Annotated in this window: 13 protein-coding genes; 8 read left to right on the top strand and 5 right to left on the bottom strand. The window is 66.7% G+C overall.

All coding sequences use genetic code 11. The features are described 5' to 3' along the window. Positions 1-31 precede the first annotated feature (31 nt). Entirely contained in the window at positions 32-631 is a 600-nt protein-coding gene (locus JQK15_RS02495) for a DedA family protein (RefSeq protein WP_004210450.1), read from the top strand. 6 nt (positions 632-637) lie between these two features. Here the strand turns inward: JQK15_RS02495 and JQK15_RS02490 are convergent, their stop codons facing one another. From JQK15_RS02490 to JQK15_RS02480, 3 genes are all read right to left on the bottom strand, one after another. Beyond that, on the bottom strand, positions 638-931 hold the full coding sequence (locus tag JQK15_RS02490) for a hypothetical protein (protein ID WP_214863220.1): 294 nt from the start codon (positions 929-931) through the stop codon (positions 638-640). Between the two features lie 62 nt (positions 932-993). After that, positions 994-1,884: a tyrosine recombinase XerC gene (locus tag JQK15_RS02485; RefSeq protein WP_214863218.1), complete on the bottom strand. Its 891-nt coding sequence runs from the start codon at positions 1,882-1,884 to the stop codon at positions 994-996. Positions 1,885-2,045: 161 nt separating this feature from the next. Next, positions 2,046-2,447, bottom strand: coding sequence for a hypothetical protein (locus JQK15_RS02480; protein ID WP_097382232.1), 402 nt, complete (start codon positions 2,445-2,447; stop codon positions 2,046-2,048). A gap of 137 nt (positions 2,448-2,584) precedes the next feature. Between JQK15_RS02480 and JQK15_RS02475 the strand changes: the two genes are divergently transcribed. Genes JQK15_RS02475 through JQK15_RS02445 form a run of 7 tightly spaced genes read left to right on the top strand, consistent with a single transcriptional unit; the run spans position 2,585 to position 10,329 of the window. Then, positions 2,585-3,463 (top strand): MBL fold metallo-hydrolase, encoded by an 879-nt coding sequence (locus JQK15_RS02475; RefSeq protein ID WP_214863935.1) that lies wholly within the window; start codon positions 2,585-2,587, stop codon positions 3,461-3,463. After that, the gene (locus tag JQK15_RS02470) at positions 3,448-4,161 is read left to right on the top strand and encodes a DUF4230 domain-containing protein (RefSeq protein WP_214863216.1); all 714 of its coding nucleotides are present in this window, start codon (positions 3,448-3,450) and stop codon (positions 4,159-4,161) included. Before JQK15_RS02475 ends, JQK15_RS02470 begins: the two co-directional genes overlap by 16 nt. A gap of 31 nt (positions 4,162-4,192) precedes the next feature. Continuing rightward, positions 4,193-5,179, top strand: a complete 987-nt coding sequence (gene nadA / locus JQK15_RS02465; RefSeq protein WP_048938376.1) for a quinolinate synthase NadA — start codon at positions 4,193-4,195, stop codon at positions 5,177-5,179. 24 nt (positions 5,180-5,203) lie between these two features. Next, complete coding sequence (cls, locus tag JQK15_RS02460) at positions 5,204-6,619, top strand: cardiolipin synthase (protein WP_214863213.1); 1,416 nt, start codon at positions 5,204-5,206, stop codon at positions 6,617-6,619. A 32-nt stretch (positions 6,620-6,651) separates the two neighbouring features. After that, positions 6,652-8,778, top strand: coding sequence for a prolyl oligopeptidase family serine peptidase (locus JQK15_RS02455; protein ID WP_214863211.1), 2,127 nt, complete (start codon positions 6,652-6,654; stop codon positions 8,776-8,778). Further along, a complete protein-coding gene (gene nadC / locus JQK15_RS02450) occupies positions 8,775-9,629 on the top strand; it encodes a carboxylating nicotinate-nucleotide diphosphorylase (protein WP_214863209.1) in 855 nt (284 codons plus the stop codon). Before JQK15_RS02455 ends, nadC begins: the two co-directional genes overlap by 4 nt. Further along, a complete protein-coding gene (locus JQK15_RS02445) occupies positions 9,622-10,329 on the top strand; it encodes a ribonuclease T2 family protein (RefSeq protein WP_214863207.1) in 708 nt (235 codons plus the stop codon). The genes nadC and JQK15_RS02445 overlap by 8 nt, the downstream gene beginning before the upstream one ends. 142 nt (positions 10,330-10,471) lie before the next feature. On the opposite strand, the gene JQK15_RS02440 is transcribed toward JQK15_RS02445, so the two are convergent. Then, positions 10,472-10,894 (bottom strand): DUF4112 domain-containing protein, encoded by a 423-nt coding sequence (locus JQK15_RS02440; RefSeq protein WP_010336734.1) that lies wholly within the window; start codon positions 10,892-10,894, stop codon positions 10,472-10,474. Positions 10,895-10,959: 65 nt separating this feature from the next. Then, positions 10,960-12,468 (bottom strand): ABC transporter substrate-binding protein, encoded by a 1,509-nt coding sequence (locus JQK15_RS02435; protein WP_214863205.1) that lies wholly within the window; start codon positions 12,466-12,468, stop codon positions 10,960-10,962. Positions 12,469-12,616: the final 148 nt, after the last annotated feature.

Genomic DNA, 12,616 nt, shown 5'->3' with positions numbered 1-12,616 from the left:
GCCTCTACTCAGCACAAACGGGCATAGGGGCATGACCGACTGGGTGCTGCGCCTGATCGATGCGGGGGGCTATTGGGGGATATTCCTGCTGATGATCCTTGAAAATGTCTTTCCGCCGATCCCGTCCGAACTGATCATGGGGATTGGCGGCATCCGCGTCGGCCAGGGGCGGATGGCGATGGAGTGGCTGCTGCTGGCGGGCACGCTTGGCACCACGATCGGCAATTATTTCTGGTATCTGGTCGGTCATATATTGGGCTTTGGCCGGCTCAAACCGCTGGTCGATCGCTTCGGCCGCTGGGCGACGCTGGAATGGCGCGATGTCGAGGCGCTGGACCGGCTGTTCGGCAAATATGGCCAGATCGTCGTCTTCGTCTTCCGCTTCATGCCGGCCTTCCGCACGATGATCTCGCTGCCCGCTGGCCTGTTCCGCATGGGGCATGTGCGCTTCCTGATCTGGACTGCCGGCGGCGCGCTGGTGTGGAATCTGGTGCTGGCCTATGCCGGCTTCCTGCTCGGCCAGAATTTCCGCGACATCGACAAATATGTGGGGCCGGTGGCGACCGCCTGCGTGGTCGGCGCGGTGCTGCTTTACCTCTGGCGGCTGGCGACCTGGCGGCCGAAGGGATAAGCTCGGTTAGAAGGGCAATTTGATCCCCACCATCACCCGCTGTGAGGTGGTGCCGTTGCCCATGCCCTGGCTCTCGACATCAACATTGCCCTTCACCTTGCCGAACAGGGTGGTTTCGGCGCGGCCGAGCGGTGGCTCGTCACCGGTGGCGGCGACCTCGCGCTCGACCCGTTCGTCGCGGCGACGGCCGGTGACGACGATGGCGTTGGGACTGGGCGCGGGCTGCACCTTCTGAAGGTCGAAATCGGGCGGGATGTCGGTGCCGCCAACGCTTTGCAGGGCCATCAACAGACGCAGCATCCTGGGGTTCCTCCGGTCGCAACGGGAGGCTGACGCAGGATTACGGCGAATCCATGGCCGTTTCAGGCGCGGGGATGGGCGGCGCGATAGACGTCGAGCAGATGGGCGGCATCGACCTGCGTATAGACCTGGGTCGAGGTCAGGCTGGCATGGCCGAGCAGTTCCTGCAAGCTGCGCAGGTCGGCGCCCCGGCCGAGCAGATGGGTCGCGAAACTGTGGCGCAGCGCATGGGGCGTGGTCCGGTCCGACAGGCCAAGCCGCCCGCGCGCGCCCTGTACCGACCGGCGGATCAGCGCGGCCGAAAGCGGGCCGCCGCGCGCGCCCCGGAACAGCGACTGGTCGCGCTCCGGCGACCAGGGGCATTGGTCGGCATAGGCCTCGATCGCGGCGCGGACCTGCGGCAGCAGCGGCACCAGTCGAGTCTTGCCGCGCTTGCCGGTGACGCGCAGCGTGTCGCCCAGCGGCATGATGTCGCCCATCAGCCCCATCGCCTCGCCAATGCGCAGGCCCGCGCCATAGAGCAGCAGCAGCACCGCCCAGTCGCGCGCGCCGATCCAGTCCTCGCGCGCGCCCTCGGCAATGTCGCCGGCCAGCGCCAGCGCCTCGTCGGGGGAGATGGGGCGGGGCAGGCCGCGCTTGACCCGTGGTCCCTTGAGCTGGGGCACGCGGGCTTCCGCGCCGCCGACAAATTTCAGGAAGCCGCGCACCGCCGACAATTCGCGTGCGGCGGAGATATTGCCGATGCCGTCGACCCGGCGGCTGGCAAGATAGGCGCGCAGGTCCGCCTGCTCCAGCCGGGCGAGGCTGGCGGCGGTCACGGCCTGGCCCTGATGCTCGGCGAGGAAGGCCACCAGCCGCTCGGCGGTGGCGACATAGGCCCGCACCGTATGGGTGGAGCGCCGCCGGTCGAGGCTGAGATGCTGGCGCCAGCGTTCGGGGAGCGAGGGGGTCATGTTGGAAATGCCGCGCTTAACTTCGCATATTTCCCGCACATTTTGATAGTATGAAACAAGAGTTGGAAATCTTGTTGCGTGGAGCGGGGAATGCGGGGAGGGGCTGCGCTGCGCATGGCGGCAGCCTAGCAGAGGGGGGCGACGTAGGACAGTTGTCGCAGTTAATCGGCCCGGCGGATCTCCAAAAGCTGGTCGATCCAGACATCCTTTTCGCCATCACCTAGATAGCGGGATTTGTGCGGGGCAAGGCCGCGTCGCCCGATGAAGCGAATGCGGAACGCCCCTTCTGGTGGTTCCTGCGACTTGGCGCCCATGATCCTCCGGGCAGGCTGATCGAGCATCGCGCAGCTCTTGTCGGCGCAGGCGATCGATGCCCATTCGCTGAGGCTGTCGCCCTCGCAGCTGTCGCTGCATTCGAGGAACCGGCTATTTTCGAAATTGGTGAACCATATGCCCGAGAGCGTGGCCTTTTCGCCATAGGCGATGCCATCGATCATCTCCCCCTGCGCGCAGGAGGTGGTGGCAAGGAGGATTAGGGCCAGAGCCAGCGGCGCTTTCGTCATCGGGACAGGCTGGACGATATCGATGCGGAGGGGAAGGGGGATGTCGTTCCTGCCAAAGCCCCTCCACCACCGCCTTCGCTGGCATGACGGTCATCTGCGGCCCTTGAAATCCGCCGGGAAATGGGCACATGGGGGCCATGGCTACCCCGTTCGATCCGGCCGATTTGCCGACCGGCATCCTGATGACGCTGTCGCCGCTGGTGGCGCGCGTGCTGGCGCCCAATCCGTCGCCCTTCACCTATACCGGCACCCAGACCTATCTGGTCGGTGGCGCGGATGTCGCGGTGATCGATCCGGGGCCGGACGAGGCCGAGCATCTCGACGCGCTGATCGCCGCGATCGGCGGGCGGCGCGTGGTGGCGATCCTCTGCACTCATACCCATCGCGACCATAGTCCGGCGGCGCGGCCGCTGAGCGTGATGACCGGCGCGCCGATCATCGGCTGTGCGCCGTTGACGCTGAGCGACGACGGGCCGCGCGCCGACGCGGCCTTTGACGCGGACTATCGGCCCGACCGGGTGCTGGGCGATGGCGAGGGGATCGCCGGCACCGGCTGGACGCTGGCGGCGGTGGCGACGCCGGGCCATACATCCAACCATCTCTGCTTTGCCTTGGCTGAGGACAAGGCGCTGTTCACCGGCGACCATGTGATGGGCTGGTCCACCAGCGTCATTTCCCCGCCCGATGGCGACATGACCGCCTATATGCGCTCGATGCAGCGGCTGCTGGAGCGGGACGATATCGTCTATTATCCGGCCCATGGCGAGCCGGTGGAAAATCCGCAGCGGCTGGTGCGCGGCATGATGGGCCATCGCAAGCAGCGCGAGGGGCAGATCATGCGCTTCCTGGAGCGCCATGGCGACAGCGCCATCCCCGACATGGTGGCGGAGATGTACAAGGGCGTGGACCCGCGCCTTTACGGGGCGGCCGGGCGATCGGTGCTGGCGCATCTGATCGACCTGAATGGCCGGGGCATGGCCGCGCCGCTGGAGGATGGGCGATGGCAGATGCGCTGAAGCGCTATGCCGGGCCGGTCGCGGTCGCGCTGCTGATCCTGATCGTCGGCGGGGCGATGCTGGTCGGCTGGCAGCGCTATAATCGCGACTATGTGGTGAGCGTCGAGGACGATGGCACGGCAGTGACCAAGGTCATTGCCGAAAAGATCGCCGGCACCAGCAGCCTGAAGGTTTCGGAACTGAGCGGCACGATCCAGAGCAGCGCGCGCGATGTGCGCGGCTTTGGCTGGCTGAAGTCCGACCAGGTGGTGAAGATGCCCTTTTCGGTCGATTATTTCGTCAATGTCGGCGCGATCGGCGCGGATGACCTGGAATGGGATGCGGAGCGCCGCACCCTGATCGTCAATGCGCCCGATGTCACCGTCGGCAAGCCCAATGTGGACGAAAGCCAGCGGACTCTGGTGCGCACCGGCGGCCTGTTCGTGACGCGCGAGGCGGGCGAGGAACTGAGCCGTCGCACATCGGCTTACGCGCAGGCGCGGGCCGCCAAATCGGCCGGGTCGCCCGAGCGGATGGCGCAGGCGCGCGAATATGGCCGGGCCGCGCTGGTGAAGCTGATGGCGGCGCCGCTGGCAGCGGCCGGGCAGGGCGATGCGCGGGTGATCGTCACTTTTCCGGCGGAACGCCCCAATCGCGATCGCTGGGACGTGACCACGCCGGTTAACGAGGTACTGGCAAACCGGAGACAGGCCCGCTAGGGCGCCCGGTAAGACCGAGGAGTCACAGGGTATGAACGCTTTCACCGATATTCCGCAGGGGACGGACCTGCGCGCGGAGATCGACCGCCTGCGCAAGGAGCGCAACGCCGTCATCCTGGGCCATTATTACCAGTCGCCCGAGATTCAGGATCTGTCCGATTTCGTCGGTGACAGCCTGGAACTGTCGCGCAAGGCGGCCGAGACCGACGCCGATGTCATCGCTTTCTGCGGCGTGCGCTTCATGGCCGAAACGGCGAAGATCCTGTCGCCGCAGAAGATCGTCGTGCTGCCCGACATGGACGCCGGCTGCAGCCTGGAAGACAGCTGCCCGCCCGCCCAGTTCAAGGCGTTCCGCGAGGCGCATCCCGATCATATTGCGCTGAGCTACATCAACTGTTCGGCCGAGGTGAAGGCGCTGTCCGACATCATCGTGACATCGTCGTCGGCCGAGAAGATCCTGGCGCAGATCCCCAAGGAGCAGAAGATCATCTTCGGCCCCGACAAGCATCTGGGCGGCTATCTCAAGCGCAAGCTGGGCCGCGACATGCTGCTGTGGCCGGGCGTGTGCATCGTGCATGAGGCGTTCAGCGAGACCGAATTGCTGAAGCTCAAGGCCCAGCATCCGCAGGCGCCGGTCGCCGCGCACCCGGAATGCCCGCCCTATATCGTCGATCATGCCGACTATGTCGGGTCGACCAGCGGCATCCTGGACTTTGCCAAGACGATGCCGGGCGACACGCTGATCGTCGCCACCGAACCGCATATCATCCATCAGATGCAAAAAAGCGTGCCGGACAAGAATTTCATCGGCGCGCCGGGCGCGGACGGCAACTGCAACTGCAATATCTGCCCATACATGGCGCTCAACACGATGGAGAAGCTCTATCTGTCGCTGCGTGATCTCAGCCCGCGCATCGAGATGGACGAGACGCTGCGCGTCGCCGCCAAGAAGAGCCTGGACCGGATGCTGGAAATGGCCAGCGGCACGGTCGGCCAGGGCGATCTGGGCGCACGCTGAGGATAGACGGGGGAGGTCGGTCACATGGTCAACCTCCCCGACAGCGACTTCGGCCTTTTCTATTATTGCCTCGAATGGGCGATCCGCATCGGCGCGCTGATCGCCGTGCCCTTTCGCCGGACGCCGGCGGCGACGCGGGCCTGGCTGCTGCTGATCTTCTTCCTGCCGGTGCCGGGGCTGATCCTGTTCTGGATCATCGGCAGCCCGCGTTTCCCCGAATGGCGGCGCGCCCGGTTCGGCGAGCTTGATCCCTGGTTCGGCGGCATTGCGGCGCGGCTGCTGCCCCATGCGCCATCACCCGACCCTGATCGCGCGCCGATCGTCGACTTGGCCGCAAAGCTTGGCAAGATGCCGGCGACCGGCGGCAACCGGGTCGATCTGATCTTCGACTATATCGTCGCGATCGACCGGCTGGTGGCGGACATCAACGCCGCGCGGCACAGCGTGCGCATCCTGGTCTATATCTTTGCCGATGATGCGGTGGGACGGCGGGTGGCCGATGCGCTGGGCGCGGCGGTGAAGCGCGGCGTCACCGTGCAGGTGATGTATGATCCGGTCGGATCGCGGCCCTGGCGCAAGGGGATGGAAGCGATGCTGACCGCGGCGGGCGTCGAGTTGTGCGCTGCGCTGCCGTTCCGCTGGATCCGCGGGCGGACAAGGCGCGACATGCGCAACCATCGCAAGCTGTTCGTGATCGACGGGGTGATCGGCCATGTCGGATCGCAGAATATCGTCACGCGCGACTTCAAGCCCGGCATCGTCAACCAGGAACTGGTGGCGCGGGTGGCCGGGCCGGTGGTGGCGGAGCTGGAGGCGCTGGTGCGCGCCGACTGGTATATGGAGACGCACCAGTTGCCCGAGGGGCCGGTGATCATTCCCGATCCGGCCGGCGAGGCGGTGACGCAATTGCTGCCGAGCGGGTCCAATTATCCGCTGGAAGGGTTCAAGACGCTGCTGGTGTGGCAACTGCACCAGGCGCGCAGCCATGTGATGCTGGTGACGCCCTATTTCATTCCCGACGATGACCTGGTCGATGCGATGCGCACGGCGGTGGTGCGCGGGGTGAAGGTCGACCTGATCGTGTCCAAGCCGGTGGACCAGTGGCTGGTCCATGCGGCGCAGGCCTCCTATTATGCCGAGCTGATGGCGGCGGGCATCGGCATCCACGCCCACCGGCCCGAATTCGTCCATGCCAAGACGGTCAGCATCGATGGTCGGCTGGCGGTGGTCGGCTCCTCCAATGTCGACATGCGCAGTTTCGAGCTGAACGAGGAGGCGAGCCTGCTCATCTATGACGCGGAAACGGTGGCGGCGGTGGAGGTGGTGCAGCGCCGTTTCATGGCGCGGGCCGAGACGCTGGACCGCGAAACATGGCGGGCACGGCCGCTCTATCGCAAGGTTGCGGAAAATGTCGCGCGGATGGTCGGCTCGCTGTTGTAACGGCCCCGCATCATCGCCTATCGCATCGGGCCATGAGATATAAGCTGACGCTCCGTTCCGCCCTGATGGCGATCGCCATCGCTTCCGCTCCTGCCCTGATCGCCGCCGCGCCCGCCACGGGCGACGATCCCTATCTCTGGCTGGAGGATATCGAGGGCGCCAAGGCGATCGCGCAGGTCGAGCAGTGGAATGGCGAGACGGAAAAGCTGCTGCGTGCCAGCCCGCGGTTCGAGGCGGACCGGGCGCGGGCGCGCGCGATCCTGGACGATGAAAGCCAGATTGCGGTGCCGGACAAGGTGATGGGCGACCGGGTCACCAATTTGTGGCGCGACGCGAAGAACCCCCGCGGCCTGTGGCGCTCGAGCGACCTGGCGTCCTATCTCGCCGGCAAGCCCAACTGGACGACGATCATCGACGTCGATGCGCTGGGCAAGGCGGAGGGCAAGAGCTGGGTCTGGCATGGCGCCGATTGCCTGGCGCCCGATTACAGCCGCTGCCTGATCTCGCTGAGCGCCGGCGGCACCGATGCCGATGTCGTGCGCGAATATGACCTCGCCACCGGCAAGTTCGTCGAGGGCGGCTTTACCCTGCCCGAAGCCAAGAGCGACGTCGCCTGGGCCGACAAGGACACGCTGCTGGTCGGCACCGACTATGGCGCGGGATCGCTGACCGCGTCGGGCTATCCGCGCATCGTCAAGCGCTGGAAGCGGGGCACGCCGCTGTCGTCGGCGACCTTGGTCAAGGAAGGCGTGGACAGCGACATTTCGGTGCGGCCGCGTGTCGAGCAGGATGGGGACAAGCGCTGGGTCTTCATCGACCGGGCGCTGACCTTCTACACCAACGACCTCTATGTCGAGGGTGCGAACGGCCAGCTGATCCGCACGCCGGTGCCCGACACGGCCGACTTCCGCGGCCTGATCGACGGGCAGATGATCGTGCTGCTGAACAAGCCGCTGGGTGATATTCCGACCGGCTCGCTGGTGTCCTGGCCGATCGCCGATGTGGCGGCGGGCAAGGCGGGCGCGCCGCAGGTCGTGCTGAAGCCGACCGCGACCACCGTGGTCGAGGAAGTGCGCACTACCGACAATATCCTGTGGGTGAAGCAGCTCGACAATGTCTCGGGTGCGCTGCTGGCGATGACCCGCGATGCCGCCACCGGCCGCTGGACCAGCCGTTCGGTGCCGCTGGCCGAAAAGGCGACGGTCCATCTGGTCGGCGCCGACGACAAGGGCGACCGGGTGTTTGCCTCGGTCGAGGGGATGCTGACGCCGCCCAGTCTGATGGTGGCGGGGGCGCAGGGAGCCGCGCAAACGATCCAGCAATTGCCCGCGCGCTTCGACGCCAGCCAGTTCGTGGTGGAGCAGCGCTTCGCCACGTCGAAGGACGGGACGAAGGTGCCCTATTTCCTGGCGCGCAAGAAGGGCGTGACGGGGCCGGTGCCGGCGTTCATCCATGCCTATGGCGGGTTCCGCGCGGCGCAGACGCCGACCTACCTCACCACCGAACCCTATCGCGCCGGGCCGCTGGGCCTGTTCTGGGTCGAGGATGGCAATGCCTATGTCCTCGCCAATATCCGCGGCGGCGGCGAATATGGCCCGGCCTGGCATCAGGATGCGCTGCGCGAGAAGCGCCAGAATGCGTTCGACGATCTGGCGGCGGTGGCCGAGGATCTGGTCAAGACCGGCGTGTCGACCAAGGGCGATATCGGCATTTCCGGCCGCTCCAATGGCGGCGTGCTGGTGGGCGCGGCGATGACCCAGCGGCCCGACCTGTATGGCGCGGTGATCGCGGGATCGCCGCTGGAGGATATGAAGCGCTATTCACATCTGTCGGCTGGCGCCTCGTGGGTGGCGGAATATGGCGATCCCGATGTGCCGTCGGACTGGGCGTTCATGTCCAAATGGTCGCCCTATCAGAATGTGAAGACCGGGGTGCAGTATCCGCCCGCCTTCTTCTACCTGTCGACCAAGGATGACCGGGTGCATCCGGGCCATGCGCGCAAGATGGCAGCGAAGCTGAAGGCGACCGGCAGCAGCGTCTATTATCATGAATATCGCGAGGGCGGCCATTCGGTCGGCGCCGACCATGCCGAGGATGCGGTGCGCGCGGCGCTGCTGCACGCCTTCCTGACCCGCGAACTGGTGGAGAAGAAGAAGTGAGCACGGCTTTCACGCTGGAGGGGTTCGACCTCGACGCCTTTGTCGCTTCGACGCTGGCCGAGGATCTGGGGCCGGACGGCCGCGACGTCACCAGCGAGGCGGTGATCCCGGCCGATGCGATCTTCGACGGGGTGATGGACAGCCGCGACGCGGTGACGCTGGCCGGCCTGCCGATCGCGGTCGCCTTCTTCCGGGCGCTCGATCCCGATGTCGAGATCGAGCTGCTGCACCAGGATGGCGACCGCGTGGCGGCGGGGACCGACATCATGCGCATCCGGGGCAAGGCCCGCGCGCTGCTGACGGCGGAGCGATCGGCGCTCAACACGGTGCAGCATCTGACCGGCATCGCCACCATGACGCGCGCCTATGTCGACGCGATCCTGGGCACGGGCGCGACTTTGCTGGATACGCGCAAGACGATCCCCGGCCTGCGCCGGCTGGAGAAATATGCCACCCGCATGGGCGGCGCGACCAATCATCGCATGGGCCTGTGGGATGCGGCGATGATCAAGGACAATCATGTCGCGGTCGCCGGGTCGGTAGAGGAAGCCACGCGCCGTGCGGTCGCCGCCGGCATCGCGAATATCATCGTCGAGGTCGACCGGGTCGACCAGATCGAGCCGGCGCTGGCGGCGGGGGCCACCCATTTGCTGCTCGACAATATGGATGCGCCGACCTTGCGCGGCGCCGTCACCCTGGTCGGCGGACGGGTGCCGACCGAAGCATCTGGCGGCGTCACGCTGGAGACAATCCGCGCCAAGGCGGACACCGGCGTCACCTATATCAGCGTCGGTCGCCTCACCCAATCTGCCCCTGCCGCCGACATCGGACTGGATTTTTCCCATGCGTAAATATCTGCTGCCCCTGATCGCCCTGCTGCTGCCCGGCATCGCCCATGCCCAGGCCAATCAGTGCCGCCTGCCCGAGATCATCGCCCGCCCGCAGGTGGAAGGGCCGAGCGCCGACGAGCCCAAGCGGGTGCTGCCGATCGGCTATTACACGCTGGCCGTCAGCTGGAGCCCGCAATATTGCAAGACGTCGCGCGGCGGCGCCCGCGATGCCTTCCAGTGCGGGTCGGGCAATGATTTCGGTTTCACCCTGCATGGCCTGTGGCCCGACGGCTATGGCAAGGAATGGCCGCAATATTGCAAGCCGGCCGCACCGCTGCCGCGCAAGGTGATCCGCGAGCATCTCTGTTCGACGCCTTCGGTGCAGCTGATCCAGCATGAGTGGGTCAAGCATGGCACCTGCATGCCGACCACGCCGACCAAATTCTTTGCCCTGTCGCGCAAGCTCTATCAGGCGGTGCGTTTCCCCGACATGGATGCACTGGCACAGCGGCCGACCCTGTCGGCACAGGATTTCGCCAAGGCGTTCGCGGCACAGAACAAGGGCATGGTCGCCGATGGCATCCGCCTGAACGTCAGCCGCGACGGCGCGCTGAGCGAAGTGTGGATCTGCATGGACCGCAAATATCGCTACATGACCTGCCCGCCGCAGCAGGGTGGTGTGCGCGACCGGGCGCAGTTGCGGATCGAGCCGAGGGGCTGAGACCCAGGCGCCCTTTCCCGCGTGGAAAGGGCAATGATCGCGGGGCAGGCGGAGAGGCAGCGCTCCATCGAGAGCGGGACACCCCTCCACCGGCTTTGCCGGGCCCCCTCCCCTGGCAGGGGAGGATCAACGATGGTGCATGTCAGCCGTCGATCGTCACCGTCGAGGGATGGTGGCGATCGAGATGCTTGCGGATGATGCGCAGATTCTTCGTGTTCGACTTGTAGAGAAAGTCGAAGATATCGCCGGCAAAGGGGATGGCGCCGACCAGCGTGTCGACGCCGACATTGGCGGCCATGCGGGTGAGCTGCCATTTCGACAGGCCGAGATTGCGGGCTTCCCACACGATCCAGGCGCCCATGGCGGCGGTCGCGATGTCGCCCACGACGGGGACGAGGCCGATCAGGCTGTCCATGCCGACCCGGCGCTTGGTGCCGGGGATGACGAACAGCCCCTCCAGCACGGCCTCCATCATCTCGATCCGGCGACGGATCGAAGCGGGGTCGCGGCCGAAACCGGGCATGTCACGAACAAGGTCATCGAACTGCTTGGCCGAAACGGGCATTCCATCACTCTCCAAAGCCCCGTGCTGCCGGATAACGTCCGGCGCGGCAAAAAGGGCGCAGACCCTTAATTGGTGCTGCGGAAGAGATGGTTCAATGGGTGGCGGCCACGCGGCGAGGGCAGAAAGCCGCTGAGCCGTTTCGACACCAGCGACCAGCGGATCGGTGCGCCGAGCGGGATATAGCCATCATGGCCCTGAATCAGGCCCACTGCCTGGGCGACGCGGGCGGCGCGTTCCTCCGCCGTGCTGGCGAGGCTGGCGGCCTGCAGCGCGGCTTCGCCCTCCGGGCTGCAGTGAATCTTGCGGGCACAGCCGATGCGGCCGAGATACCAGAGCGCGCTGTCATAGGCGGCGACCTCGTCGATCAGGGACAGGTCCGCCTTGTCGGCCAGGTCGACCCGCTCTGCGGCAAGGCCGATGGCGCCCAGATCGCGCGCCAGCAGGCCGAACAACAGGGTCGAGCCGGGGCCGGCTGGCAGGGCGATGCGCAGCGGCGGCGGATCGCCATGGGTATTGCGCCAGCGGTCGATGATGGCGCGGCCCTGTGCGCGGCGATCATCCATCGCCTGCCCGACCCAGGCGGGCGTGGGCGGCGCCACCGGCAGGTCGAGCTGACCGGGCAGCAACTGCTCGCTGATCGCCCAGCCGCCCAGCGGGAACATCTGGAGTAGTTGGTTGCGATCGACCGCCATGTTGATCGCGGCGCGCACGCCGTCATCGTCGAGCAGATCGCCCTTGCCGGTGACGGCCAGGCCCAGCAGCCCCTGCACCGGGTCCATCCGCACCGCGTCGCGATCGATGCCGGCGGGCACCAGCAGGGGCAGGTCGGCATAGCGGCCGCCCAGCACCAGCGCCGACTGTTTCTCGCGGAAGCGGATGATGGCGAGCGACGCACGCTCGGCGCGCAGCACGCGGGTCTGCCAGGCGGGGACGCCGGCTTCTTCCTCATCGCTGTCGGCATCGTCGCCGCTGAGGCGATCGACCGGGGCGAGCATCGCCGCGCCGCTGCGCCAGACGCTGCGATAGGGGCCGGTGCCGCCGTCGCGCGACAGCACCGCCATTTGCGGCTGGGCCAGCATCTGCAGCACATAGGGGCGGGCGGCGGCCATGCGAATCTCGATCACCTCGCCGGTCATCGGCACGACCGCCTGCACCGCGTCGAGCGGCCCGTCGGGGTCGAGCTGGCGCAGCATCTCGATCCGCGCCATCAGCATGCGGGCGACATCGGGCGCGGTGACGCGGGCGCCATTGGCCCAGAAGGCGCGGCGCAGGCGGAAAATATAGCTGCGCCCATCATCCTCCACGACCCAGCGCTGGGCGAGGGCCGGCAAGATGTCGCCGCCGGCATCGAAGGCGACCAGCCCCTGGGCGGTGGCCTCCAGGATCAGCTTGGCAGCCGGATTGGGCAGGTTCTGCAAGGGCTTGGCAAGTTCGGTGCGGCTGCCGATGACGCTGACCACCACCGGGCCGCTGCCTTCGTCGGAACAGCTGCCGAGCGCGAGGGCGAGGCTGGACCCGGCGATCAGGGCGGCGCGGCGCGACAGGACGCGCAGGCGGGGCGGGACGGCGAACATGCAGGAACGGGCTTAAAGCGTTTTCCAATCAGGTGGAATCACCTGATGACTCGGAAAAGGCGGGAAATCAAAAATATGGAGCAGCTGATCCGGCACAGCCGGATCGAAATCTGCTCCAGCCCGATGGGGCGCCGCCGCCAACCGCGAT

It is taken from the genome of Sphingobium sp. BHU LFT2, assembly GCF_018604485.1.
GTDB classification, from domain to species: domain Bacteria; phylum Pseudomonadota; class Alphaproteobacteria; order Sphingomonadales; family Sphingomonadaceae; genus Sphingobium; species Sphingobium yanoikuyae_A.
Note: the sequence above shows the minus strand (reverse complement) of the source record. Positions and strands in the feature narration are given on the sequence as shown.